Below are 23,243 nucleotides of genomic sequence, written 5' to 3'. Positions count from 1 at the left end.
CGCCACTTCGGCTGCCAGATCGTCCACCGGACCTCCGTGAGATCTGCATGCCGCTTTGGCACTGAGCATCGACCGAGCACCCCCGACCGAGTGCGGCTTAGCGGTTCTCGCCGTAAATGCTGGTCACCCAGATGTGCACCAGCGTATCCAGCACGCGGGCTTCCGGCACCGAGGGCTGTTCGCCGGCGAATGACGCGAACAGCGTCCGCTCGTTCATCAGGTTGAGCGCTGTGGCCAGTTCATGGGCCGGCAGGGTGCGCGGCGCCGCGCCTCGGTCGCGTTCGGCGTCGATCACGGCGGCCGTGTAGGCGATCCACTTCTGCATAAACGTCGACCACAGTTCGGCGACTTCGACACTGGTTGCCCTGGCGGCCTGACCGGCTCGGGTTACCGCCTTGTGCGACCCGAATGTCTCGAAGAACACGTTGATCCCGGTGCGCCACATGTTCTCGCGGTCGGTGTCGGCGGGATTCTCGGCAAGGGTCTGTAGGGCCATGTCGGCTTGATTGACCACCCGGTCCAGCAGGGTCAGCAGCACCGCTTCCTTGGATGGGAAATAGAAGTAGAACGTCGGCCTCGAGATACCGGCGCCCTTGGCCAGATCGTCGACCGAGATATCGGCCAGCGGACGGTCCTCGAGAAGGTTCTCGGCGGTGGCGAGGATCGCCAGTTCACGATCGTCGCCGGACGGCCGCGCGGTGCGCCGGCCCCTAGGCAGCGAAGCCTGACTGGCCGCGGAGGTGGTCACCCTGGCAGCTTACTACGTGTCGATAGTGTCGACATCTCGTTGACGGCCTCGACATTACGTTGATAGCGTGGATCCATGACCGAGCACCTCGACGTTGTCATCGTGGGCGCTGGAATCTCCGGTGTCAGCGCGGCCTGGCACCTGCAGGACCGTTGCCCGACCAAGAGCTACGCCATCCTGGAAAAGCGGGAATCCATGGGCGGCACCTGGGATTTGTTCCGTTATCCCGGAATTCGCTCCGACTCCGACATGTACACGCTAGGTTTCCGATTCCGTCCCTGGACCGGACGGCAGGCGATCGCCGACGGCAAGCCCATCCTCGAGTACGTCAAGAGCACCGCGGCCATGTATGGAATCGACAGGCATATCCGGTTCCACCACAAGGTGATCAGTGCCGATTGGTCGACCGCGGAAAACCGCTGGACCGTTCACATCCAAAGCCACGGCACGCTCAGCGCCCTCACCTGCGAATTCCTCTTTCTGTGCAGCGGCTACTACAACTACGACGAGGGCTACTCGCCGAGATTCGCCGGCTCGGAGGATTTCGTCGGGCCGATCATCCATCCGCAGCACTGGCCCGAGGACCTCGACTACGACGCTAAGAACATCGTCGTGATCGGCAGTGGCGCAACGGCGGTCACGCTCGTGCCGGCGCTGGCGGACTCGGGCGCCAAGCACGTCACGATGCTGCAGCGCTCACCCACCTACATCGTGTCGCAGCCAGACCGGGACGGCATCGCCGAGAAGCTCAACCGCTGGCTGCCGGAGACCATGGCCTACACCGCGGTACGGTGGAAGAACGTGCTGCGCCAGGCGGCCGTGTACAGCGCCTGCCAGAAGTGGCCACGGCGCATGCGGAAGATGTTCCTGAGCCTGATCCAGCGCCAGCTACCCGAGGGGTACGACGTGCGAAAGCACTTCGGCCCGCACTACAACCCCTGGGACCAGCGATTGTGCTTGGTGCCCAACGGCGACCTGTTCCGGGCCATTCGTCACGGGAAGGTCGAGGTGGTGACCGACACCATTGAACGGTTCACCGCGACCGGAATCCGGCTGAACTCAGGTCGCGAACTGCCGGCTGACATCATCATTACCGCAACGGGGTTGAACCTGCAGCTTTTTGGTGGGGCGACGGCGACTATCGACGGACAACAAGTGGACATCACCACGACGATGGCCTACAAGGGCATGATGCTTTCCGGCATCCCCAACATGGCCTACACGGTTGGCTACACCAATGCCTCCTGGACGCTGAAGGCCGACCTGGTGTCGGAGTTTGTCTGTCGCTTGTTGAATTACATGGACGACAACGGTTTTGACACCGTGGTCGTCGAGCGACCGGGCTCAGATGTCGAAGAGCGGCCCTTCATGGAGTTCACCCCAGGTTACGTGCTGCGCTCGCTGGACGAGCTGCCCAAGCAGGGTTCGCGTACACCGTGGCGCCTGAATCAGAACTACCTACGTGACATCCGGCTCATCCGGCGCGGCAAGATCGACGACGAGGGTCTGCGGTTCGCCAAAAGGCCTGCCCCGGTGGGGGTTTAGCTTTAGCGACGGTTTAGCGCCGGTTTAGGCCATAGTCAGACGACGATGATGCCGTCGTCGTCGCTGTAGGCGATATCGCCTGGAACGAATGTCACCCCGCCCAGCGTGATTTCAACGTCGCGTTCTCCGGCACCGGTCTTGGTGCTCTTGCGGGGATTGGTGCCCAGCGCTTTGATGCCGATGTCGATGCCGCGCAGCGCGGCGGCATCTCGCACCGCGCCGTGGACGATCAACCCGGTCCAGCCGGTAGAGCGGGCCAACTCGGCGATGACATCACCGACCAACGCGGTGTGCAGGGACCCGGCGCCGTCGATGACCAGCACACCGCCCGCACTTGGCTGCGAGAGCACCGACTTCAGCAACGCATTGTCCTGAAAACACCGCACGGTGCTGATCGGTCCGGCGAACTGCGATCGGCCGCCGAATTGGCGGAACTGTAGGTCACAGCTGCGCACGTCGGGCCCGATGTCGTCGACGAGGTCAGCGGTTGGGCGAAATGAGATGGCCACTATGGTGCCAGCGCGTTCAGCGGCGGCGCAGTTGCCGGATCAGCAGCAGCGCCAGCAGGCTAAGCGTGACGGCAACGATCAGCGGCACGGGCGAGTGACTCGGCGCCGGCACTGATGCGTTGCGCGCCAGGGCGTCGTTGGCGCCTTCCACTGTCGACTTTGCTTGTGCCGCTGCATCCTTAGCAGCAGCTGCAAGCTGGCCGTTGGTTTCGATCCGCTGCTGCAAACTGACGGGCGCCTCGGCAGGCTTTGGTGGCGCGGACTTAGCACCCTTGGCGGGTGTTTTTTTGGCGGGTGCCTTCTTCGCCGGCGTCTTTCTTGCTGGTGCTTTCTTGGCGGCCTTCTTGGCCGGCAGCTTCTTAGCTGGCGGCGTCGATGCGTCGCTCGGCTCGCTGTCGGGTCGATCCTGCGGGTCTGGCATGTGGCCGCTCCTTTGCAGCATTGTCGTCGCTCACTAGATCGCAAACGCTCGGTCCCATCATGCCAGGACACGGTGCCGCACCTTCCGGGCTACCGGGGTTGATTGGTTAGCGCCCGCGCCGAACGGCCCACAATGCAGCCACGGCAACCGCCGCCACGGTCCCTACGACGAATGGCCACGTCGGGACGTCGTTCGCGTCGGTGGCGGCGACTGCGGGTGCGGGCGTAGCGGTGGACAGCTGCGCGGTGTGCGCAAACGCCGCAGGTGGGTTCGCGATGGTGGTCAGCACCAAGGCGGCCAGCAAGAGGCCGATGCCCGCGGTCAGTGCAGTGCGCTGCCCGCCGACCCGCCGATGCACGCGAGGCGGATGTGACATGCCAATTGCGGTCATCGGGCCGCCGGTTAGGTCAACCCGAGCCGGGCCATCAGGTCCGCCTCGATGCCATCCAGCTGCGACGAGATCGCCGAGTGGGCCGTCCGGCGCCGCTTTGCGGGCATGTGCTCCGCGGCCGCGACGGCCGCCGACAGATCGGTGAGCCGATTGGTCACCGCCGACACGAACTGTTTGGTTTCTACGTCCTTCGGCTTCTTTTCCTGCACCATCCGCAACGATCGCTCGGCTCCCCCAACCCGCGCCGACAACCGGGCGCCATGACCGGAGAACCGGCCGATCTGTGCCAGCGGGACCCCGAGCTGATCGGCGCGCCGCTGGTCGATCAACCCGCGGGCAGCCATCGCGGCCCGGTATATCACCGGCGTCAGTATCGGGGCCAGGAGCCGAGAAACCGTCAGCAACCGGCGAATCCGCGTCGGTGACAGCAACTTGCCTTCGCGTGCTACCTTGAGCTCGGCTTCGGCGACCTTGAGCGCCGCCCGGTCGCTGTCCCGCCGGGCCTTCAGCTGCGCCTTGAGCGCCTTTGATTCCGCGCGCTGGGCGGCCTTGATGCGGCGCGCCTCGTTCTTGGCCGACAGCTTGGCCTCGAGCTTGGCGCGGGCTTTGATCGCGCGGGCTTCCGCGCGACGGGTCGCGCGGCTCTTTCGCTTGCCGAACAGGCCCATTCCCGGCCGCCTCCCGGTATCTCGTGGACTATCGCGGTGATCGCTGGGGCAACCCTAATCGGGGCAGACCAACCCCAACCCGCCAGGTCGGGTGGAGCGGGCGGTCGGTATCAGGGACTAAGCGTCGATCCCTTCGGCACGCCGCAGCTCGTCGATCCGGTCCAACACCTTCTGCTGCGCCGCGGAGGGCAACCCGTGGGCCCGCTGCGCGATCCGGCGCACGCCGTCGTCGCGCATCGTGCACAGCCACTGCAATTCCTTGTCGAGCTTTTCGTAGTACTCGTCGTCGGTGAAGTAGGCCGCCTTGATGCGGAAGAAGTTGGCCAGGGCGGCCATGGTCGCCCCCGATGGGTTCGTACGGTTTCCTGAGCGTAGCTGTGATAGGTAGGGAGCCGACATCGTGATGCCCTCTGCCTTGAGCGCCGCGATCACCTCCGCGGAGGTATGTGGCCCGCGTCCGGGCGGATAAACCGTGTCGAACAGGCGGTTCAGGCGGGCAGCGAACGTCGTGCTCATCGATGTGACCTCCACCGGGCTCCAAGAGCAAACGGTTATCTGTATGTATTTGCTGATCATGGTAGCGACAGTTGTGTCCACAACCAAGTGCAAACCTGAGCGGATTGGGTGCTGACGTTGTGAGGGGTCAACGAAGACCCCCCCGATGAGGGTCCAACCGATTCGGTGATGTGTCCACACGACGAACGGATTTCACGGGTTATCCGCAGAATATCCGATGAAAACACGCGCGTTGGTCCGTCGCCCACGTGTTCGGCGAGCAGATCAGGATGACCGTGTCGGGCGGATGCGGCCGACTCCGGGCAACCAGCAGCCAACGGAGATTCGCCGAGAGCCTCCTTTGCTGCCTGGGTCCGCACAGCGCTCGTCAGGCGACCCTGAGGGCGGTCGGCGCCCCCGCAAAGACACTTCCGGAAGCGGTAGCAAGATGCTCCCGGGATGGCCCGGCGCGACCGACGACCGCTCGGGGCGTGTCGAGTCATCTTCTGGTGTTGCAGCAGCGGTTGGCCGCCGCCGACGAGTTTGCGCCACCCGCACCGATACCGCCGTAGTTGCCGCGGCCAGCACCACCGCCGCTGTCACGGCGATGGCAACCGATCTGAAGCCCAACGCGTCGTCGAACAGCAACCACAGTCCGAACAGCAGGAACAGCAGGCCAGTCAGGACCTGCAGCAACCGCTCCGGAAGGCGCCGGTGCAGCAGCAGCCCTGCGCCGATCGCCAGGCCGTCGGCCAGGATCATGCCCAGGGTGGTGCCGATCCATACGCCGGCCCAGTGGTGATCGCTGGCCAAGGTCACCGTCGCCAACGTTGTCTTGTCACCCAGCTCAGCCAGTGCGAACGACGAGACCACGGTGAACAGCGCGAGTCGGGGTTCGGCAGCGGTTGGCGAGGTTTCGCTGTCGCTGGCCGTGTCCTCCCGCCAGACCCACACGGCAAAGATCAGGAATGCGATCGCCGATACGCAGGCGGCCGGCCGGGCCGGCACGGTCGAGCCCAAAAAGTGGCCGATCGCCACCGCTACCCCGTGCACCGTGAACGCTGCGATCGCCACCCCGGTCAGCACCACCCACCAGCGGTAGCGAAGTGTGTAGGTCATCGTGATGAGCTGGGATCTGTCGCCGAGCTCAGCAAGGAAAACGGCTCCCAGACTTAGCAGTGTGGCGGCGAGCATGGCAGGCGACCTTTCGACGCGTTGTCGACGACCAGTCGGTCATCGAACATCGGTCGAAGGTCTCGCCCACCGTTGGTATCAAACGGTTCGCCAGCCGGGCTTTTCGCCAGTATGTCGACTCGACGATTCGGGACTACTCCCCTTCGCTAACGTCCCCAGGCTAGCGGTCATATTTGGTGTGCACCAGGATGTCGGACAAGTTCGGCCACCCGTATTTGGCGATTCGCCGCCCGAACAGACTCCTTCGAATTTCCTTATGCTGCAAGCAGCATTGCCAGAATTGCGGTGTCGGGATGGCTTATCGGGTCGACGCCCACCCGGCTCACCATAGATGTGATGGTGCCGTCGGCTTCAGCCTCCACCCAAGCCGCACGATGTTCCAATCCCAGATACGGTAATCCCGGCAGCAGCACGCACCCTGACGCCGCCCCGGTGCATTCCGGCAGCGACGGCGTGGTCTCCGAGGGTGGATGCAGCATCAGCAATGCAGGGGGTTGATGATCAGCGAAATATCCTGGCTGAATTGCTGATTCACCGAAGACGGTGCCCTCGGCCAGCACCAGACCGACGGTCCCCGGCTCGGGTTCGTCGGGCAACTCTTCGCGGGCACCAAACACCGTTGTGGTGGAGAGCAAGCCGGGCAACGACGCGACCCGAACTGCGACCATCAGCAGCTGGGCCCACTCTTTGGTCGAATCAGGCCAACGTCCAGAGATCACGAACCCTTTCAGGGCACCACGCGAATGGAAGGGAGAAACCCCAATAGGCCCACCTGACCCGGTACCCATCTCGCCCCTCCGCGACGCCTCCGTCCTAACCACGCTGGTAGCTCGAAATAAATGGTAGCTCGAGTAACCAAGCATGCGCGTGGTTTACGCGCCCTGCAACTCGACACGGCCACCGCGGCCGTGTTCACAAAGCTGCAATATAAGGCCAGGATAAGGGCGATGGTGATGCGCGACTCCGGAATACTGAGCCCGACGCTTGCGGCAGCGGGGTCAGCCGAATATCAACCCCTTGGTCTGCGAGGTCGCGGCCGCATACCGTGACTGCACATCGGCCCAGTTCACGACGTTCCAAAACGCCTTGGCAAAGTCGACTTTGACGTTCTTGTACTGCAGGTAGAAGGCGTGTTCCCACATGTCGAGCAGCAGCAGCGGAACAATGCCTAGCGGGAAGTTCGTCTGGTGGTCGTAAACCTGGAATATCAGCAGCTTGTTGCCGAGTGTGTCCCAGCCCAGTGCCGCCCAGCCCGACCCCTGCACGGTGGTAGCGGCCGCGTGGAACTGCGCACGGAACTTGTCGAACGAACCGAACGCGTCGGCGATGGCTGCGGCGAGTTCGCCGGTGGGCTTGTCACCACCGTTAGGCGACAGGTTCTTCCACCAGATGGTGTGATTGACGTGGCCGGCGAGGTTGAAAGCTAGATTCTTTTCGTTCAGCAAGATCGCTGAGTGATCTTCCTTGGCGCGCGCCTCTTCGAGTTTGGCGACGGCGTCATTGGCGCCCTTTACGTAGGTGGCGTGGTGCTTGCTGTGGTGAAGCTCGTTGATCTGACCCGAGATGTGCGGTTCCAGTGCTCCGTAGTCCCAGTCCAGGTCTGGCAAGGTGTATTCGGCCACGGCATTCCTTCCTTCGATGAAATGATCGTCCGATGTTTCTTTTCGCGCGGGTGCCTCCCACGCGATGGGCTGGCTCTAGCTTGACAAGTCAACCCTGCTCCATGACCGCTCGCGTCGCAACAACGACCTTGGGGTCGATGCCCCAGGGCGGACGGCATAGGCTACCAGGACGCCCCCAGGCTGATACCACGTCTATGGGCGCGTTCCTGGTCGCTGAAGTCCCCGTCGGGGGTCCGTCATCGGACCGCTGTTGGGTGGACGGAAGGCGCTGTGTGGCGAAGGTCTATGGGGTGGGTGGGCAAGAAGAAGTCGACGGCTGGGCAGTTGGCGGGGACGGCTAACGAATTGACCAAGGAGGTGCTGGAGCGGGCCGTGCACCGCGAGTCGCCGGTGATCCGGCCGGACGTGGTAGTGGGAATTCCCGCAGTGGATCGACGCCCAAAACAGTGACCACGGTCAACCCGCCGACCGAAGCGATCAGCGGCCGCGTCGAGCACCTCCGGGGATCGACCCTCGGCTTTCGCAATCTCACCAACTAAGCCGACAGATACCTACTGGAAACCGGCGGATTCAAACCCCAACTGCCCCCTCATTCGTGAAGAGATTCCCTATTGGTTGTCAAGGGGTTCTGCATCTGATGTGGGTGCGTGTTTTGGGCAGTGATCAGCTGCTGCCGTGCCGTTGTGTTGTTGCTGCGGGGGCGGGTGGGGCGAAGCTGCTCGTTAGCCGTCGTCGGCCGGAGTCGCGATGGTCGAGATGCTGGGTGTGTGTGTAGTCGCGACGGATCTCGACGGGCATCGGATTGTGTTGCGCGACTCTGAAAAGACGCTGAAAATGAGAAACCGATAGACAACTCACGGTGGGCTTGTCGAAGACCATTCCTCGTTGCCGGTTCTCGTTGCCGCTCGTCGGGCGTCAAGGTCGGTTTTCCTCGCTACGCTGCGGGGACTCCACTGTGACTCCTTGCTCGCCGACAACAATGGGCGGCAAGGAGCCAGGAATGGAGACGATCGCCTCAAGTGACCGTTGCGTGTGCAACCGGATCCCCTGCCGACAGTGGTGTTCAGCGTGCCGGTTTCGAGTTCTGCATGGTGTCAGTGTGGGCGCGGTTGTGTGGGTGGGTCCTGGTGTCGACGTGGTAGTGGGCGTCGATCAGTTCTTTCGCGCCGCGGGCGGTGACAGGGTCGCCGTTGGTGTCGCGCAGCTGGTAGGGGCGGCCGGTGGTGATCGTCACCCGGGTGCGTTCGGCCAGCTTGCGGGCTACGGCGATGGTGGCCTGGGTGTGGCAATGCCTCTGGGTGGTCATCAGCCGGTGGTAGAACGCCGCCAGTTGCGGGTCGGTGCGCCGGCCAGCAAGCGGATGTCGGGCCAACGCCCCAGCACCGCTGTCGCGGTCGGTAACGACCCGGCGAACGCGGTCCACACATCGGGGAACGCCTACCGCGCCAACGACATCAACCGACGCCAGGACCGGTTCGCGTCAATCACTGCGCCGGCACGTCGGATCACCGATCGACGTAACGCCAACTGCGCGGGCGTCGGCAGTGTCAGCGGCGTCAGGTCGAACACCTCGCTGGCGCGGGTGAGAACCTCGGCGTCGATGACGTCGGACTTGCTCTTGCCCACGATCGCACCCCGCAGCCGGGCGCAATGCCGCGCGCCGGCCATGTGCATGGTGTCACCGGCATTCTCGACAGCGATCGTGAGCGGCAGCCACGTCATCGAGGTCGGTTCCACGGTGGCGTCGATATCGTCGTAACCGCTGAGCTTGTCGGTGAGGGTGCGCAGTCCGGCCAGCGTGGGTTCGACACTGAATCGAATCGACCTCGCACCGACATCATCGCGGATCGCGATGTGGTGACAGGCCGTGATCGCCGCGTCGATTCCGACCAGCGTCCGCCTGCTCCGTCCTGGATTCTCGGCAGTCACGGGTTAGCGTTGTTGTGCATGGAGGTTCTCCCCTTCATCGTCAATCATGTTGTGTTGATGAAGAGTTCACGCATTCCAGGGCCCACCCAGCCGACCGTCGTGCGTGAACTCGTTGCGGTGGGAGAACCTTCGTACACAGCACTGCCGGCCGGTCTCCCACATCATCCCCGACCACAACGCGGCGGGAGTTCACGCGCGGCTCCGGTGCTTGTCGATGATTCGATGCCTCACCCAGGTACACGTCGATGCTGCGCACTTCCGCAACCTGGCCACCAATTCCCTAAACCGGGTCAGTTCAGGAGACAAAGCTGGAGCAGACGATCTCTTTCACGGGCCCAGACACTCAGCCCAAACGTCGAGCCCTCCAGCCTCTCCCGAGGCCACCGTACCTGACCACCACCCCGTCAAAGCGGCACTACAAGAGATACAAGCCACCAAAGTATGCTCACTCGGGGCCGCGCCTAGAAGATCAACCGGTCCAGTGCCTGCTTACTCTCTTCGCCTTTGACCGAAAACAGGTGCCGTAGGCCTTCTTTGAGTAGATGAGCGCGACAGCTTGGCATTCTGGTGTTCGGTGAGATCCTCCGGGTTCTTCCACAGCCCATCGCGGGCGCCGTTGCGCTTGCGTAGCCGCTGATGAGCTGGCCGCGCCGGGGCGTGCTTGGCGGGCCGGCGCCACTGGGGTTCGCTACGCGCCAACGCCCGCCCGCACAGATCACATTGACTGGGTGAGGCCAAACGGCGCCGAGCGTGAACTGAGGGCGAGATTCCGGCCGATTCTCCGCCCTCAGTTCACGTTGGGCGACGGGCGCCGACGAACGACGGTTTACGGCTGCGGATCGAAGACAACGGGGTGGTTGCCGCCAGCTGGCGCATTTGGCTATCAGGGTGGACCTTGACGGGCGCAAAGACGCCTCGGGCCGGCCGATCCAAGACAGCCCGGGGCGTCTCGTCGATGCCGGGATTCATGGCGCCGTCACCGTGGAGGCCGCCGAGCTCGCGCTCAAGGAATTTTGTCTGGGCGCATGCGTAGCCGGAATTCGTGCCATTCCTGGACTATCCGATCGAGCTGCGCAAGTTAATCAATAACCGCGGTCCTTTTGCCAGGCAAGGATTCGGCTATGAAGCTGATTTATCTTAGGCTGCGCAATATTTCGAGTGGGACGGGAGGTTATTCGAGTGCCGGAACGCAGAACAGGACGGTAGTGTTCAACACACTCACGAGTTGCCCTGTGCTAGAGCATGATTCATAATCAAGCCAACTCTGATCTACAGAATTTCTGGCTGGCTCCGTGGGGGTGCAACCAGCCTCGACGATTTCCTCACGACCGCGGTAATCCATGTCGCAGTTCTATGAAAGGCCACCCACAACAATTGCCGTGCTGTGACCACCGAAACGGCAGTGACACAAGGGGGGTTACCCAAATCCGAGAACCGGTTCTGACCAGGGCGTCCGGACCGACTCGGTGCCACCCGAGTGGCCGGGGACTCAAACCAAAGCGATGACGGCCAGAATCGCCAGTAACGCCAGAGCGATCAGGGCGGCCCGCAAAGCGGCAATGCCGTAGGCGTGGTTCCACTCCGGCGAGCCAGAGTTCGGCGGCGTTGTAGACCCTGGGCCGTACGAGTGTGTGGCCATCAGTCGCCTTTCACCTGCATGCTCACCTCACGACGGTGAGGTAAGTCACAACGAAGTGTCGTGCACGCGATAATAACTCCTGGTGAATGGTGGGGAAAAATTGGTACCTCGCAGCGCCACAAGACGTCCGGATACTGCGCCGGCAGCGCCGCGAAATGTGTGGTTTGACGATCGCAGGAGCAGGCCGGGCCCGGGCGGGCAGGCTGCTAGGTGCAGCCGGGGCAGATGTGGATGCTTAGTGCGACAATCCATTTCGCTCGGGTACCTGCCAGGCTGTCGATGAGAACGCATTGACGGGCGCTGTTATCCACAGTTGTGGGCCTGGCTGACGGATGGAGCCGGTGTTAACGCCATTCGTCGGATTCTTACCGCTGTGGATAAAGCTGTGGAAACTGTGGATAGTCGTAGGTAGCTGTGTCGTGCTGGACGTGCCGCGACCGGGCGCGCCCAATCCAGCGCGGAAGCCTGCCTCAACGCCTGTTGACGGCGCGGACAATGCCGTACCGGTGCGGGGCGGAGAAGTCACTAGGCTGGTCTGGTGATCCAAGTGTGCTCCCAGTGCGGAACTCGCTGGAACGTCCGTGAGCGGCAACGCGTGTGGTGTCCACGCTGTCGGGGGATGTTGCTGGCGCCGTTGGCGGATATGCCGGCCGAGGCGCGCTGGCGTACACCGGCGCGCCCGCAGGTGCCGACGGCCTCCGACACGCGGCGCACACCGCCGCGGCTTCCCCCAGGTTTTCGGTGGATAGCGGTGCGACCCGGGGCGGCACCGCCGCCACGGCACGGCCCACGGTTACGTGGGCCTACTCCCCGCTACGCCGGGATACCGCGGTGGGGGCTAACCGACCATGTCGACCAGGCTCCCGTGCCGGCCTCGGCGAAAGCAGGGCCATCGCCGGCGGCGGTGCGCACCACGCTGTTGGTGAGCCTGCTGGTGTTCAGCATCGCGGTCGTGGTGTTTGTGGTGCGGTATGTGTTGCTGGTCATCAACCGAAACACATTGTTGAACTCGGTGGTGGCCAGCGCCTCGGTCTGGCTGGGGGTTTTGGTCAGCTTGGCGGCGATTGCGGCGGCCGGCACTACCATTGTCCTGTTGGTCCGGTGGCTGGTCGCCCGTCGGGCCGCCGCGTTTATGCATCAAGGCTTGCCGGAGCGGCGTTCCGCCCGTGAGTTATGGGCCGGCTGCCTATTGCCGATGGTCAATCTGCTGTGGGCTCCGCTGTACGTCATCGAGTTGGCGCTGGTCGAGGACCGCTACACGCGGCTGCGCAGGCCGATCGTGGTGTGGTGGATCGTGTGGATCGTCAGCAACGCGATATCGATGTTCGCGTTCGCCACCAGCTGGGTCACCGACGCTCAGGGCATCGCCAACAACACCACCATGATGGTGCTGGCGTATCTGTGTGCGGCGGCCGCGGTGGCCGCTGCTGCGCGGGTCTTCGAGGGGTTCGAGCAAAAGCCGGTCGAACGCCCAGCGCATCGCTGGGTGGTGGTGAACACAGACGGGCGTTCCGCGCCGGCATCTTCTGTTGCGGTTGAGTTGGACGGGCAGGAACCGGCAGCATAGTGGACATGACATGGGCCGACGAGGTGCTCGCCGGACATCCCTTTGTGGTTGCTCACCGTGGTGCGTCGGCGGCTCGGCCGGAGCATACCCTTGCCGCCTACGACCTGGCGCTCAAAGAGGGCGCCGACGGCGTGGAATGTGATGTGCGGTTGACCCGGGACGGGCATCTGGTCTGTGTGCATGACCGCCGCCTGGACCGAACCTCGACGGGAGCCGGCTTGGTCAGCACGATGACGCTGGCCCAGCTACGCGAGCTGGAGTACGGCGCGTGGCACGACAGCTGGCGCCCCGACGGTTCGCACGGCGACACCAGTCTGGTGACCCTGGACGCGCTTGTTTCGCTGGTTTTGGACTGGCACCGGCCGGTGAAGATCTTCGTCGAGACCAAGCATCCCGTCCGATACGGCTCGCTGGTGGAAAACAAGCTGCTGGCGCTGCTACACCGGTTCGGTATTGCCGCACCCGCCTCCGCAGATCGATCCCGTGCGGTGGTGATGTCGTTTTCGGCCGCCGCGGTCTGGCGGATCCGGCGGGCTGCACCGCTGCTGCCGACGGTGTTGCTCGGCAAGACCCCCCGATACCTGACCAGCAGTGCGGCCACGGCGGTCGGGGCAACCGCCGTGGGACCCTCACTGCCTGCGTTAAAGGAATATCCGCAACTCGTTGACCGCTCGGCAGCTCAGGGCCGGGCGGTGTACTGCTGGAACGTCGATGAGTACGAGGATATCGACTTTTGCCGGGAGGTCGGGGTGGCCTGGATTGGTACTCACCACCCCGGCCGCACCAAGGCCTGGCTGGAAGACGGGCGGGCGAACGGGACCACTCGCTGATCCCCGCCAGGGATCTAGAGGCGGCCCCCGGCAGCGTGCGGGGCGCCTGATGCGGCCGGCGCCACATCCACTTCACGTGCGACGAAGTTCTCCAGCTCGAACAGGTTGGCCCCGGCCCGATCGGCAACCCGCACCAGGGTTGCCATCAAGGCCACCTCTTCGATCTGTTCCTGCAAGAACCACTGCATGAACTGCTCGCCGAGGAAATCGCCCTCGTCGCGGGCCACCGCTGTCAGCCGACCGACCTGGTCGGTGACTGTGCGTTCCTGATCGAGCGCCAGCGCCAGTGCCTCGCGGGGTCTGTCGAACTGGTTTCGCACCGTGTCTACGCCGGGAATTTCGACACGAAGGTCGCGGTCGAGCAGGTGTTGCACGAGCATCATTGCATGGTTTCGTTCCTCGACCGCTTGGCTGTAAAAATGCTTCGCCAACTGCGGCAGGTCTTCGCTGTCGAAATAAACCGCGATCGCGACATATTGTTGTGCCGCTGTGAATTCGTTATGAATCTGTTCCTGCATTAACGCGTGGAATTTTGTCTTAGGCCCTTCGTATTCTGTCATAAAATGCAGATTAACGCAGGTAAAGGGCGGTATGCAACGAAGGCAATACTTACTCAGGAAAGGCTTTCCTAGTTACCACAGGATGATAATAACCTCCTGGTTGAAGGCAGGTTTGCCTAAGTAAAGCAAGGCTATGTTGAGCCGCATTACTCTTGTCGCCCTAATTTCCGACACGGGTCATATTCGGCAGCGTGTCGTTAGGGCTGTGTTTCGAACGCGGCGGCTGGCACCGGCACGTCGGAGCCCTCTAGATCGGCCCGTGGTGTGGCCCGAGTCCGGACGTAGCCCAGCGCTGCACGTCCGTCAAGTGTTTGGCAGCCTGCCGGTAGATCGACGCCGGCCAACGGATCGAAGGCGTCGACGAGGTCGGCGAACTCGCTGAATCCGACCTCGGCATAGTGATCCAGGTGCAGGCCAGTAGCCAACTCGACCGTTTGGGTCAGCAGCCGCCCCCCGCCCAGCGCGAACGCGGCGTTGATTTTGTCCCGGCCGTGGCCAGGGATCGGTACATAAGAGTCACGCGGGATCGATATCAGTGTCGTCGGGTTGTCGGATGCCAACCCCGGACCTAGACAACGTACGTGGCTGAACCTTTGGATGCAGCCGGCCAACGCGGCCGAGCGGCGGCTGTGCCTGCTACCTGCGGGCGCGCAGCCCGTTGCGGAACGGGCAACCCATGAGCACCCGGATGGCCTGGCTTAGCCCGGTCATGTCGTCCACCGGCTTATGGAACGGCAGTCGGATGTCGCGGTCTCCGTCGCGAGCTTCAATGCGAAACCGGACGCCGTACCGATCGAGACCGAGGGGGCGGATCTGTCCGCGTCGTAGCGGTGCCGGCAGCCTGGATACCAGCCGCGCGACCACATCGTCATGGGCGGTGGCTAGGTGCCAGAGCAAGGTTGATTCGATTTCACAAAACGGATCGGGTCGGGCCGCGAGCAGGTCCGCCACGGTAACGGGTTCGGCGCCGGTGGCGTCGGTCACCACTACGGATTCGATCTCCAGCCGCTGCATGGTATACCGGGTCTCCGCCGCATCGGCCGGCCCGGACCTCGGGGTCTCGACTTGTAGCAGGGCCGGATTCGGATTATCGGTGGCGATCAGGTCCAGGGTCTCAACCAGCTCTGCGGGCGGGATCTGGTGGAGGCAGCCGCGGATCCACACCAGCGAACGGACGGGTTCACGCACCGGCAGCGGCGCATAGTCAGTCAACTCCAGCAGCGCTTGCGAACCGGACACCTCGCCACGATCGACCGGAACCGCCACGGCGAAGGACCCGTCGTACAACAAATGGTGTATGGGCACGGGGACCGGATCCTCCCGCTCAACCACCAGCAAGGCGCCCCCGGCCCGCGCGCAGGCGCTGCGAATTCGCTCGGCAGTAGTCGGCGCGAGACTGGTGAGCGGCGGCATCCACGACCTCCTGTGTTTAGGTAAGCCTAAGTTAACTAATGCACGGTCTGGTCGCAAGAGTTGGCGGTCGGCTTTGCGTCGTTAGGGTTGTGAGCGTGGTGCGTATCGCTTACCTCGGTCCGGAAGGGACATTCACCGAGGCAGCCCTGGTCCGGATGGTGGCCGCCGGCCTAGTTCCCGAGACCGGGCCCGATGCACTGCAGCGGATGCCGGTCGAGAGCGCGCCCGCAGCACTGGCTGCGGTCCGCGACGGCGGTGCGGATTATGCGTGCGTGCCGATCGAGAACTCGATCGACGGTTCCGTGCTGCCTACTTTGGATAGCCTGGCCATCGGTGTGCGCCTGCAGGTGTTCGCCGAGACAACGCTGGACGTGACGTTCAGCATCGTGGTCAAACCCGGGCGCAACGCCGCGGACGTGCGGACCCTGGCGGCCTTTCCGGTGGCGGCTGCACAGGTGCGGCAGTGGTTGGCGGCCCATCTTCCCGCCGCCGACCTGCGGCCGGCTTATTCCAACGCGGACGCGGCCCGGCAGGTGGCTGACGGCTTGGTTGACGCCGCGGTGACCTCGCCGCTGGCGGCCGCTCGTTGGGGATTGGCGGCCCTGGCCGACGGTGTCGTTGACGAATCCAATGCCCGCACCCGCTTCGTCCTGGTTGGTCGGCCCGGGCCGCCTCCGGCGCGCACCGGAGCCGATCGCACGTCTGCAGTGCTGCGCATCGACAACCAGCCCGGTGCGCTGGTAGCTGCGCTGGCCGAGTTCGGCATCCGCGGCATCGATCTCACTCGGATTGAATCCCGGCCCACCCGTACCGAACTTGGCACCTATCTGTTCTTCGTGGATTGCGTCGGCCACATCGACGACGAGGCCGTCGCCGAGGCACTCAAGGCGGTGCACCGACGTTGTGCTGATGTGCGATACCTGGGGTCCTGGCCGACGGGGCCAGCGGCAGGGGCGCAGCCGCCCCTGGTAGACGAAGCATCACGCTGGTTAGCGCGGCTCCGCGCGGGCAAACCCGAGCAGACCCTGGTTCGCCCGGACGACCAGGGGGCGCAAGCATGAGCGGTCGTTTGGTGCTGCTGCGGCACGGCCAGTCCTATGGCAACGTCGAGCGCAGGTTGGATACCCTGCCGCCGGGAACGGCGCTGACACCGCTGGGTCGTGATCAGGCCAGGGCGTTCGCGCGCAGCGGTTGTCGCCGGCCGGCACTGCTCGCACACTCGGTGGCTATCCGGGCCTACCAGACGGCCGCGGTGGTCGCTGCCGAACTCGACATGGTGGCCCACGAGGTTGCCGGCATTCACGAGGTACAGGTAGGGGAGCTGGAAAACCGCAACGACGACGAGGCGGTCGCCGAGTTCAACGCCACCTACAGCCGCTGGCATCGCGGGGAGTTGGATGTGCCGCTGCCCGGTGGCGAGACCGCCAACGACGTCCTGGATCGTTATCTGCCGGTGCTCGCCGACCTGCGCATGCGTTACCTCGACGACGGTGACTGGGACGGCGACATCGTCGTCGTGAGCCACAGCGCGGCGATCCGGCTGGCCGCCGCGGTGCTTGCCGGGGTGGACGGCAACTTTGTGTTGGACAACCACTTGGAAAACGTCGAGTCGGTGGTGCTGGCCCCGATAACCGATGGGCGATGGAGTTGTGTGCAGTGGGGCCTCCGGAAGCCGCCGTTTTGTCCGGACCCCGCTGAAGCCGCAGCCAGCCCGGTCACACACGCGGTGACGTCAAGCACCGACCCGATGGGCTGATCTGAAGGACCCGGGCGCCGTGGCCGATTCAGTGCATTCGCAGCTGACGGCATTGCAGTCTAGGACGAAGATATGGGGTTGCAGCTCGGGGCTGACACAGTCCGGCTCGGTGCATTCCGGCCGTGCCAAGGGATGACGAATGACGGTGCCGTGGCAGTGATCCAAGCCCGCCCGGCAGTCGCGGCAGTCCGTGCTCATGGGCCGTTCATAGCATCGGGTGCCGACAAATCCGGGTTGCCGCGCCCGGGCGCTGGTTCGTCACGCCCAGCCCAGTTGGTCCAAGCGCTCGTCGTCGATGCCGAAGTGATGGGCGACCTCATGGATCACCGTGATGGCGACCTGGTCGACGACCTCATCCTCAGAGTCGCAGGCGTCCAGCAGCGCCTCGCGGTAGATCGTGATGGCATCAGGCAGCGATCCGGCGTAGTCGGAGCCGCGCTCGGTTAACGCGACCCCTTCGTACTGGCCGAGCAGATTTTCGTGCTGGGGGTGGCGATTGGCGACTAACACGACGACGTTGTCCATGGCGTCCGCCAGTTCGGGCGGAATGAGGTCGAGTGCGTCGGACACCAGTTCGTCGAACCGCTGCGGGTCCATCCGTACTGTCACCCGGCTAGCCTGCCGGTGCGGGCTCGGCGGGGCCAGGCGGTGTGGCCTCTGGTGATTGGGTCGCCGGCGGCGCTCCGGCGTCTGGTGGCGGTGGCTGGGTCTCGGCCGGTGCTGCCGACGCTGGCGCATGCGATTCGGGTGGCCGGGTGGGCGTAACCACTGGCTGTTGGGCAGGGAGGTGCTGAGTGCCTGGTGGGGTACTTGGCAGCTGCTGAGCCGGGGGGGCGGGCCGAGGCGTTGGCAGCTGAAGCGGAATCGGCGGCAGGTTGAGCCGCTCCTCGGGAATGTCGGGTGGGGGTACCGGCGGCTGGCCGTTGATCAGCAGCGCCCCCTTAGCGCTGTTCACCAGGGTTGCCCACCCCCCGTTGCCCAGGGTCGCGCCGATACTGCATGCGACCACGCGGCTACCCGCCGACCAGCTGGGCAGCGTCAGCGTGGGGTAGATCAGCGTCAGGGTGGTGGTACGCAACTTGAGGGGTGCGAGGTAGGCGTCCGTCATCCGGGTGCACGCGTCCTTGATGAACCCGTCCTGCTCGGGTTCGCTCGGCAGCGCGTCGGGAAACCTCTCGGCCAGGTTGACCGTGCCGGATACCTCCATCGCGTGCGGTGCCGCGCAGTCCACCGGCACGTCGATCGGCTGGTTGGTGGTGGCATCGATGCCCAGGCAGGTACCGGCCGGCCAGACCTTGGACTGGTCGATGTCGGCGACCTTGCCCTTGAAGGCGAGCTGCTGGTTGTTCGGACCGGGCGACTGCAAGCCACAGAGCATGCGGCGCTCACCGGCCTGCCGCCACGCCCGGTCGCCGGGCCACAGCATGCTGATGGTGAACTTGCTGTTGGGATCGAACTTCGTGCCGAGGTAGCGGCGCACAGCAGCTTCGCACTGCTCCTCGCTGATCTGCTGAATGCGGGCGGGCGACGGGGGAGCAGCGTTTTGCCCGTACTCCATGCCGGGGAATGTCCGCATGTCAATGGACTCGGCGACTTCGAACCGGTGCTCGTCGGCACAGCTGACGATGGCGGCAGACTCCGGCGTGCCGTCCGGCCACATCAAGCAGTCACCACTGGCGACGCGGTTGAACGAAGCGTTGATCTTGGCGCCAGTGCTGGGCACCGGATTGCTGGCGATGTAGCCGGCCAGCCGCTCCGGCGCGCGGCCGACGGCGGGAATCGCGGTGACCAGCCCGGCAATCAGCAGGCCACCCAAAGCGGTGAGGAGTAGCGCTCGCCGGGTCGCCGACGCGCGCAGGGCGCGTGGCCACCGAGGCCCGGGCAGCGGCTGTTCCGCCTCCCCGTGCGGGGGGCTGGCCGGGTCGCCGGGATCGACGGGGTCCTGCTCGGGCGCGTCCAACATCCGCTCCATTCTGACAGGGTCGGCGGGGCCGCATGACCAATGTTGCAGTTGTCAGCTTGCGGGATCGCTTCATCGCGGGTGGATGGTCCTCTGCCGCCACCCTGACTGGGCGTCAAAAGTAGTCTTGCGGCCGTGATCGACCTGAAGCTGCTTCGTGAAAACCCCGACGCGGTACGCCGCTCACAACTCAGCCGCGGCGAGGACCCGGCGCTGGTAGATGCCCTGCTGACGGCCGACGCCGCCCGCCGGGCCGTGATCTCGACCGCCGATTCGTTACGGGCCGAGCAGAAAGCCGCCAGCAAAAGCGTGGGTGGCGCGTCTCCCGAAGAGCGCCCGCCGCTGCTGCGGCGCGCGAAGGAACTCGCCGAGCAGGTCAAAGCCGCTGAGGCCGACGAGGTCGAAGCGGAGGCGGCGTTCACCGCGGCGCACCTGGCGATCTCGAATGTCATCGTGGACGGGGTACCCGCCGGCGGGGAGGACGACTACGCGGTGCTCGACGTCGTCGGCGAGCCCAGCTACCTCGAGAACCCCAAGGACCACCTGGAGCTCGGCGAGTCGCTGGGCCTGATCGACATGCAGCGCGGCGCCAAGGTGTCGGGTTCACGGTTCTACTTCCTGACCGGTCGGGGTGCCCTACTGCAGCTTGGATTGCTGCAGCTGGCGCTGAAGCTAGCCGTCGACAACGGCTTTGTCCCTACGATCCCGCCGGTGCTGGTGCGCCCGGAAGTGATGGTAGGCACGGGATTTCTAGGCGCCCACGCCGAGGAGGTGTACCGGGTAGAGGGCGACGGCCTCTACCTTGTGGGCACCTCCGAGGTACCGCTGGCGGGGTATCACTCCGGCGAGATTCTGGACCTTTCCCGCGGGCCGCTGCGGTATGCGGGCTGGTCGTCGTGTTTCCGACGTGAGGCCGGCAGCCATGGCAAGGACACGCGCGGCATCATCCGGGTGCACCAGTTCGACAAAGTCGAGGGCTTCGTCTACTGCACACCGGCCGACGCGGAGCACGAACATGAGCGGCTGCTGGGCTGGCAGCGCCAGATGCTGGCACGCATCGAGGTGCCGTATCGGGTCATCGACGTGGCCGCGGGTGATCTCGGCTCGTCGGCCGCCCGCAAGTTCGACTGCGAGGCGTGGATTCCGACGCAGGGGGCCTATCGCGAGCTGACGTCGACGTCGAACTGCACCACCTTTCAGGCGCGCCGGTTGGCGACCCGCTACCGGGATGCCAGCGGCAAGCCGCAGATCGCGGCCACCCTCAACGGAACGCTGGCCACCACCCGGTGGCTGGTTGCGATCCTGGAGAACCACCAGCGGCCCGACGGCAGCGTTAGAGTCCCGGACGCACTGGTTCCGTTCGTGGGTGTCGAAGTGCTGGAGCCGGTCGCTTAGCGGCGATCGCGAGCGCGGCGGAGCCGGGTGAGGCGGGTCGCCGCCATTGGCTTAGCGGCTTGGCCGGGAGTGTGTCCGAAGGCTTGTCGGTAGGTGTCAATGAACGCGCTTGGTGTGGCCCAACCGCATTCGGACGCCACGGACGTGACGTCGTGGCGCTCGGCGAGCAACACGAGCGCATGTTGCAGGCGCAGCTGGGTGCGCCATTGCGGGAACGTCATACCCAGCTCGTCGCTGAACAGACGGCTCAGCGTGCGCTGGCTGACACCGATCCGGCCGCCGATCTGCTGCAGCGTCAAGGGCTGGGTCACGTTGTCGGCGATCAACGCGCACGCGTGCCGCAACCGGCGATCGGTTGGTGAGGGAACCCACAGTGGCTCGCGGATGCTCGTTGTTGGCAGTTGATCCTGCAGTACGGCCAACATCCGGTGGTGCTCGTCGGTGTCGGTTCGGTCGGCCTGCGAACACGCGATGATGAGTTCGCGCATCAACGGATTGACCGCGAGCACCGTCGGGGTTGCCGGGCCGCCGCGATAGCGCTGCGGATCCAGCGCTACGCCGTGAAATTGCGTGTGGCCGTGGAACTTGTGTTGGTGCCAACAGCCCGCCGGTATCCAGATTGCCCGATTTACCGGCGTAATCCAGGTTCCCGCGTGAGTGGTGACCGAGACCGCCCCTGCGGACGGATAGACGATCTGGTGTGACGGATGGCGGTGGCGTTCGATCCGCGCTCCCGGCGGGAGCGTCAACGAGGTTGTGGCCAGCCTGTGGTGGCTGTTTTCCGACATATTAAGGCAGAATATCGGAAGACTGCCGGCCGGTGGCTAACTAGTGTTCTGGGCCATGGCCATGAATCTTCTACATCGGCGTCATTGCAGCTCGGCAGGCTGGGAAAAAGCGGTGGCCAATCAGCTCCTGCCCTGGGCGTTGCAGCACGTCGAACTCGGCCCCCGGACGCTGGAGATCGGCCCCGGTTATGGGGCGACACTGCAAGCGCTCCTTGGCCTGACCGCCTCGCTCACCGCCGTTGAAGTCGACAACTCGATGGTCGAGCGCCTGAACCGCCGCTACGGCCAGCGGGCGCGCATCATCCGCGGCGATGGCACCCAGACCGGGCTGCCCGATGATCACTTCACGTCCGTGGTGTGTTTCACGATGCTGCACCATGTTGCCAGCGCCCAACTGCAGGACCAGCTATTCGCTGAGGCGTACCGGGTGCTGCAACCAGGTGGCGTCTTTGCCGGCAGCGACGGTGTGCCGTCGCTGCCGTTTCGCCTAATACACATCGCCGACACCTACACTCCGATCGCCCCGGAGGACCTCCCCGGTCGGCTGCGAGCTGTGGGATTCACTGATATCCACGTCGATGTCGCGGGCGCTCGCCTGAGGTGGCGGGCCACCAAGCCAGTCGCCGCCTAGGCGCCGACCGTCGCACGGGAACGTTCGTGTCGGTGCTGACGTTCGATGGTGGCGAAGTAGAACGCGAACGCGAATGCAAAACTGGTGAACAGGCTGCTCACGAAATACAGCCAGGGCCGCCGCAGACCACGTCGGTAGCCGTCGGTGGTGGAAAACAGCGGCAGCAGGATCACGTTGGCAATGGTGTAGTCCTGGCCGGCCGAACTGGCCGCCGGGTTGGTGAACATCAGCCGGACGTACTCCGCCCAGCTGCCGGGACCCCAGAGAGGGTTGGCGGCTCCGTGCGCGTACTGCTGCACAAAACGAATGTTGAAGTACCACCCCAGCGCGATCGAGGCAATACCGACGACGTAGTACACACACTCCGGCAGCGAGAACCACGATCCGCCGGCCGGCCTGGTGAAAACCTTCGGGTTCGACGAGACGATCCAGCCGATGACGACTACTCCCAGCGCAGCGTGAACAAGAAGCGACACCATGCGCGCAGTCTCGCCGTGGCCAACAGTTTTGTCAATGTTGACAGAACGAAAATTGACGATAGCTTGCAGTCATGGTCCGGCCCCCGCAGACGGCGCGCAGCGAACGCACTCGCGAGGCACTGCGCCAGGCCGCCCTGGTGCGATTTCTGGCCCAGGGCGTCGAGGCTACCTCAGCCGAGCAGATTGCGGAGGACGCCGGGGTGTCGCTGCGTACTTTCTATCGCCACTTCAGATCCAAGCACGATTTGCTGTTTGCCGACTACGACGCCGGACTGCACTGGTTTCGCGCGGCGCTGGATGCTAGACCGGCCGACGAATCGATCATCGATTCCGTGCAAGCGGCTATCTTCTCGTTTCCTTATGACGTTGACGCAGTGACGAAGATTGCGTCGTTGCGGCGCGGCGAGTTGGAGCCGAGCCGGATCGTCCGCCATATGCGCGAGGTGGAAGCCGACTTCGCCGATGCCATCCAGGCCCAATTGCGGCGACGTAACTGCGATATCGCGGGTGCACCCGATGCCCGATTGCACATCGCCGTCACCGCACGATGCGTCGCCGCGGCGGTGTTCGGCGCGATGGAAGCCTGGATGCTTGGGAGTGACCGGTCGCTCGGGGAGCTGGCGCGGGTCTGCCACGTCGCACTGGAGTCGCTGCGCGTCGGCATCTCCGACACCTGGACCACCCTCACAGTTTCGTCATAATT

At 64.5% G+C, this 23,243-nt stretch carries 27 protein-coding genes and 3 pseudogenes; 9 read left to right on the top strand and 21 right to left on the bottom strand.

Features of this window, described 5'->3' with window-relative positions; all coding sequences use genetic code 11:
• Window positions 1-97: 97 nt before the first annotated feature.
• Entirely contained in the window at window positions 98-748 is a 651-nt protein-coding gene (gene ethR / locus FF952_RS20305; RefSeq protein ID WP_003399797.1) for an HTH-type transcriptional regulator EthR, read from the bottom strand.
• A gap of 75 nt (window positions 749-823) precedes the next feature.
• Here ethR and ethA point away from each other — a divergent pair, with 75 nt between their 5' ends.
• Window positions 824-2,293 (top strand): FAD-containing monooxygenase EthA, encoded by a 1,470-nt coding sequence (ethA, locus tag FF952_RS20300; RefSeq protein ID WP_003899731.1) that lies wholly within the window; start codon window positions 824-826, stop codon window positions 2,291-2,293.
• Between the two features lie 35 nt (window positions 2,294-2,328).
• On the opposite strand, the gene rraA is transcribed toward ethA, so the two are convergent.
• The 8 genes from rraA to FF952_RS20260 form a co-directional block, all read right to left on the bottom strand.
• Window positions 2,329-2,802 carry a ribonuclease E activity regulator RraA gene (gene rraA, locus FF952_RS20295; RefSeq protein WP_003399786.1) on the bottom strand — a complete coding sequence of 158 codons (474 nt, stop codon included), beginning with the start codon at window positions 2,800-2,802 and terminating at the stop codon, window positions 2,329-2,331.
• 16 nt (window positions 2,803-2,818) lie between these two features.
• Entirely contained in the window at window positions 2,819-3,223 is a 405-nt protein-coding gene (locus FF952_RS20290; protein WP_003399779.1) for an Rv3852 family protein, read from the bottom strand.
• Between the two features lie 106 nt (window positions 3,224-3,329).
• Window positions 3,330-3,614, bottom strand: coding sequence for a hypothetical protein (locus FF952_RS20285; protein ID WP_003399775.1), 285 nt, complete (start codon window positions 3,612-3,614; stop codon window positions 3,330-3,332).
• Window positions 3,615-3,625: 11 nt separating this feature from the next.
• Entirely contained in the window at window positions 3,626-4,282 is a 657-nt protein-coding gene (locus FF952_RS20280) for a DUF6474 family protein (RefSeq protein WP_003399771.1), read from the bottom strand.
• A gap of 117 nt (window positions 4,283-4,399) precedes the next feature.
• Window positions 4,400-4,798, bottom strand: coding sequence for a type VII secretion system ESX-1 transcriptional regulator EspR (gene espR, locus FF952_RS20275; protein WP_003399759.1), 399 nt, complete (start codon window positions 4,796-4,798; stop codon window positions 4,400-4,402).
• A gap of 264 nt (window positions 4,799-5,062) precedes the next feature.
• The gene (locus FF952_RS20270; protein WP_003399745.1) at window positions 5,063-5,971 is read right to left on the bottom strand and encodes a TMEM165/GDT1 family protein; all 909 of its coding nucleotides are present in this window, start codon (window positions 5,969-5,971) and stop codon (window positions 5,063-5,065) included.
• Window positions 5,972-6,225: 254 nt separating this feature from the next.
• Complete coding sequence (locus tag FF952_RS20265; protein WP_003899730.1) at window positions 6,226-6,759, bottom strand: hypothetical protein; 534 nt, start codon at window positions 6,757-6,759, stop codon at window positions 6,226-6,228.
• Between the two features lie 210 nt (window positions 6,760-6,969).
• The gene (locus FF952_RS20260) at window positions 6,970-7,593 is read right to left on the bottom strand and encodes a superoxide dismutase (RefSeq protein ID WP_003399735.1); all 624 of its coding nucleotides are present in this window, start codon (window positions 7,591-7,593) and stop codon (window positions 6,970-6,972) included.
• 285 nt (window positions 7,594-7,878) lie between these two features.
• On the opposite strand from FF952_RS20260, the gene FF952_RS20255 reads away from it, so the two are divergent.
• On the top strand, window positions 7,879-8,043 hold the full coding sequence (locus FF952_RS20255; RefSeq protein WP_003399671.1) for a hypothetical protein: 165 nt from the start codon (window positions 7,879-7,881) through the stop codon (window positions 8,041-8,043).
• Window positions 8,044-8,656: 613 nt separating this feature from the next.
• Here FF952_RS20255 and FF952_RS20250 read toward each other — a convergent pair.
• The 4 genes and pseudogenes from FF952_RS20250 to FF952_RS20235 form a co-directional block, all read right to left on the bottom strand.
• Entirely contained in the window at window positions 8,657-9,016 is a 360-nt protein-coding gene (locus tag FF952_RS20250; RefSeq protein WP_003900767.1) for a hypothetical protein, read from the bottom strand.
• 14 nt (window positions 9,017-9,030) lie between these two features.
• Window positions 9,031-9,522: an IS110 family transposase gene (locus tag FF952_RS20245; protein WP_003422266.1), complete on the bottom strand. Its 492-nt coding sequence runs from the start codon at window positions 9,520-9,522 to the stop codon at window positions 9,031-9,033.
• 467 nt (window positions 9,523-9,989) lie between these two features.
• Window positions 9,990-10,227 (bottom strand): annotated as a pseudogene (locus FF952_RS20240) (ISL3 family transposase); the annotation flags it as partial.
• Between the two features lie 784 nt (window positions 10,228-11,011).
• Window positions 11,012-11,161, bottom strand: coding sequence for a hypothetical protein (locus tag FF952_RS20235; RefSeq protein ID WP_003420934.1), 150 nt, complete (start codon window positions 11,159-11,161; stop codon window positions 11,012-11,014).
• Between the two features lie 538 nt (window positions 11,162-11,699).
• Here FF952_RS20235 and FF952_RS20230 point away from each other — a divergent pair.
• Both FF952_RS20230 and FF952_RS20225 read left to right on the top strand, forming a co-directional pair.
• A complete protein-coding gene (locus FF952_RS20230; protein WP_003909098.1) occupies window positions 11,700-12,728 on the top strand; it encodes a DUF4328 domain-containing protein in 1,029 nt (342 codons plus the stop codon).
• 5 nt (window positions 12,729-12,733) lie between these two features.
• Window positions 12,734-13,558, top strand: a complete 825-nt coding sequence (locus tag FF952_RS20225) for a glycerophosphodiester phosphodiesterase (RefSeq protein WP_003905172.1) — start codon at window positions 12,734-12,736, stop codon at window positions 13,556-13,558.
• A 14-nt stretch (window positions 13,559-13,572) separates the two neighbouring features.
• On the opposite strand, the gene bfrB is transcribed toward FF952_RS20225, so the two are convergent.
• From bfrB to FF952_RS20210, 3 genes and pseudogenes are all read right to left on the bottom strand, one after another.
• Window positions 13,573-14,118, bottom strand: coding sequence for a ferritin BfrB (gene bfrB / locus FF952_RS20220; RefSeq protein WP_003420920.1), 546 nt, complete (start codon window positions 14,116-14,118; stop codon window positions 13,573-13,575).
• Window positions 14,119-14,363: 245 nt separating this feature from the next.
• Window positions 14,364-14,684: pseudogene (locus FF952_RS20215) on the bottom strand (LCP family protein); the annotation flags it as partial.
• Between the two features lie 70 nt (window positions 14,685-14,754).
• Complete coding sequence (locus FF952_RS20210; protein ID WP_003420910.1) at window positions 14,755-15,531, bottom strand: DUF2470 domain-containing protein; 777 nt, start codon at window positions 15,529-15,531, stop codon at window positions 14,755-14,757.
• 95 nt (window positions 15,532-15,626) lie between these two features.
• Here FF952_RS20210 and pheA point away from each other — a divergent pair, with 95 nt between their 5' ends.
• Complete coding sequence (pheA, locus tag FF952_RS20205) at window positions 15,627-16,592, top strand: prephenate dehydratase (protein ID WP_003420906.1); 966 nt, start codon at window positions 15,627-15,629, stop codon at window positions 16,590-16,592.
• Window positions 16,589-17,287 (top strand): histidine phosphatase family protein, encoded by a 699-nt coding sequence (locus tag FF952_RS20200; RefSeq protein WP_003899720.1) that lies wholly within the window; start codon window positions 16,589-16,591, stop codon window positions 17,285-17,287. The genes pheA and FF952_RS20200 overlap by 4 nt, the downstream gene beginning before the upstream one ends.
• On the opposite strand, the gene FF952_RS20195 is transcribed toward FF952_RS20200, so the two are convergent.
• From FF952_RS20195 to FF952_RS20185, 3 genes and pseudogenes are all read right to left on the bottom strand, one after another.
• The gene (locus tag FF952_RS20195; RefSeq protein ID WP_003912385.1) at window positions 17,264-17,485 is read right to left on the bottom strand and encodes a hypothetical protein; all 222 of its coding nucleotides are present in this window, start codon (window positions 17,483-17,485) and stop codon (window positions 17,264-17,266) included. The genes FF952_RS20200 and FF952_RS20195 overlap by 24 nt on opposite strands.
• Window positions 17,482-17,896: pseudogene (locus FF952_RS20190) on the bottom strand (metallopeptidase family protein). Before FF952_RS20190 ends, FF952_RS20195 begins: the two are co-directional and overlap by 4 nt.
• 4 nt (window positions 17,897-17,900) lie before the next feature.
• Window positions 17,901-19,250 carry a septum formation family protein gene (locus tag FF952_RS20185; protein WP_003420892.1) on the bottom strand — a complete coding sequence of 450 codons (1,350 nt, stop codon included), beginning with the start codon at window positions 19,248-19,250 and terminating at the stop codon, window positions 17,901-17,903.
• Between the two features lie 132 nt (window positions 19,251-19,382).
• On the opposite strand from FF952_RS20185, the gene serS reads away from it, so the two are divergent.
• Complete coding sequence (gene serS, locus FF952_RS20180) at window positions 19,383-20,642, top strand: serine--tRNA ligase (protein ID WP_003420889.1); 1,260 nt, start codon at window positions 19,383-19,385, stop codon at window positions 20,640-20,642.
• Here the strand turns inward: serS and FF952_RS20175 are convergent.
• Window positions 20,639-21,430: an AraC family transcriptional regulator gene (locus FF952_RS20175; RefSeq protein ID WP_003905170.1), complete on the bottom strand. Its 792-nt coding sequence runs from the start codon at window positions 21,428-21,430 to the stop codon at window positions 20,639-20,641. The genes serS and FF952_RS20175 overlap by 4 nt on opposite strands.
• A 55-nt stretch (window positions 21,431-21,485) precedes the next feature.
• On the opposite strand from FF952_RS20175, the gene FF952_RS20170 reads away from it, so the two are divergent.
• Complete coding sequence (locus FF952_RS20170) at window positions 21,486-22,061, top strand: class I SAM-dependent methyltransferase (protein WP_003902756.1); 576 nt, start codon at window positions 21,486-21,488, stop codon at window positions 22,059-22,061.
• Here FF952_RS20170 and FF952_RS20165 read toward each other — a convergent pair.
• Window positions 22,058-22,540 (bottom strand): DUF2834 domain-containing protein, encoded by a 483-nt coding sequence (locus FF952_RS20165; protein ID WP_003420879.1) that lies wholly within the window; start codon window positions 22,538-22,540, stop codon window positions 22,058-22,060. The two genes, FF952_RS20170 and FF952_RS20165, sit on opposite strands and share 4 nt — an antisense overlap.
• 71 nt (window positions 22,541-22,611) lie before the next feature.
• Here FF952_RS20165 and FF952_RS20160 point away from each other — a divergent pair, with 71 nt between their 5' ends.
• Window positions 22,612-23,241, top strand: a complete 630-nt coding sequence (locus FF952_RS20160; protein ID WP_003899717.1) for a TetR/AcrR family transcriptional regulator — start codon at window positions 22,612-22,614, stop codon at window positions 23,239-23,241.
• The last annotated feature ends 2 nt before the right edge of the window (window positions 23,242-23,243 follow it).

The organism is Mycobacterium tuberculosis complex sp. N0072 (genome assembly GCF_030323725.1).
Classification (GTDB): Bacteria; Actinomycetota; Actinomycetes; order Mycobacteriales; family Mycobacteriaceae; genus Mycobacterium; species Mycobacterium tuberculosis.
This window is presented reverse-complemented; position numbering and strand designations above follow the sequence as displayed.

Bases quoted from the DNA above. Each gene is read 5' to 3' on its own strand.
- ethA (WP_003899731.1), top strand. From the start codon at position 824: ATGACCGAGCACCTCGACGTTGTCATCGTGGGCGCTGGAATCTCCGGT.
- FF952_RS20290 (WP_003399779.1), bottom strand. From the start codon at position 3,223: ATGCCAGACCCGCAGGATCGACCCGACAGCGAGCCGAGCGACGCATCG.
- FF952_RS20285 (WP_003399775.1), bottom strand. From the start codon at position 3,614: ATGACCGCAATTGGCATGTCACATCCGCCTCGCGTGCATCGGCGGGTC.
- FF952_RS20280 (WP_003399771.1), bottom strand. From the start codon at position 4,282: ATGGGCCTGTTCGGCAAGCGAAAGAGCCGCGCGACCCGTCGCGCGGAA.
- espR (WP_003399759.1), bottom strand. From the start codon at position 4,798: ATGAGCACGACGTTCGCTGCCCGCCTGAACCGCCTGTTCGACACGGTT.
- FF952_RS20270 (WP_003399745.1), bottom strand. From the start codon at position 5,971: ATGCTCGCCGCCACACTGCTAAGTCTGGGAGCCGTTTTCCTTGCTGAG.
- FF952_RS20265 (WP_003899730.1), bottom strand. From the start codon at position 6,759: ATGGGTACCGGGTCAGGTGGGCCTATTGGGGTTTCTCCCTTCCATTCG.
- FF952_RS20255 (WP_003399671.1), top strand. From the start codon at position 7,879: ATGGGGTGGGTGGGCAAGAAGAAGTCGACGGCTGGGCAGTTGGCGGGG.
- FF952_RS20235 (WP_003420934.1), bottom strand. From the start codon at position 11,161: ATGGCCACACACTCGTACGGCCCAGGGTCTACAACGCCGCCGAACTCT.
- FF952_RS20225 (WP_003905172.1), top strand. From the start codon at position 12,734: ATGACATGGGCCGACGAGGTGCTCGCCGGACATCCCTTTGTGGTTGCT.
- bfrB (WP_003420920.1), bottom strand. From the start codon at position 14,118: ATGACAGAATACGAAGGGCCTAAGACAAAATTCCACGCGTTAATGCAG.
- FF952_RS20210 (WP_003420910.1), bottom strand. From the start codon at position 15,531: ATGCCGCCGCTCACCAGTCTCGCGCCGACTACTGCCGAGCGAATTCGC.
- FF952_RS20200 (WP_003899720.1), top strand. From the start codon at position 16,589: ATGAGCGGTCGTTTGGTGCTGCTGCGGCACGGCCAGTCCTATGGCAAC.
- FF952_RS20195 (WP_003912385.1), bottom strand. From the start codon at position 17,485: ATGAGCACGGACTGCCGCGACTGCCGGGCGGGCTTGGATCACTGCCAC.
- FF952_RS20185 (WP_003420892.1), bottom strand. From the start codon at position 19,250: ATGTTGGACGCGCCCGAGCAGGACCCCGTCGATCCCGGCGACCCGGCC.
- FF952_RS20175 (WP_003905170.1), bottom strand. From the start codon at position 21,430: ATGTCGGAAAACAGCCACCACAGGCTGGCCACAACCTCGTTGACGCTC.
- FF952_RS20170 (WP_003902756.1), top strand. From the start codon at position 21,486: ATGGCCATGAATCTTCTACATCGGCGTCATTGCAGCTCGGCAGGCTGG.
- FF952_RS20165 (WP_003420879.1), bottom strand. From the start codon at position 22,540: ATGGTGTCGCTTCTTGTTCACGCTGCGCTGGGAGTAGTCGTCATCGGC.
- FF952_RS20160 (WP_003899717.1), top strand. From the start codon at position 22,612: ATGGTCCGGCCCCCGCAGACGGCGCGCAGCGAACGCACTCGCGAGGCA.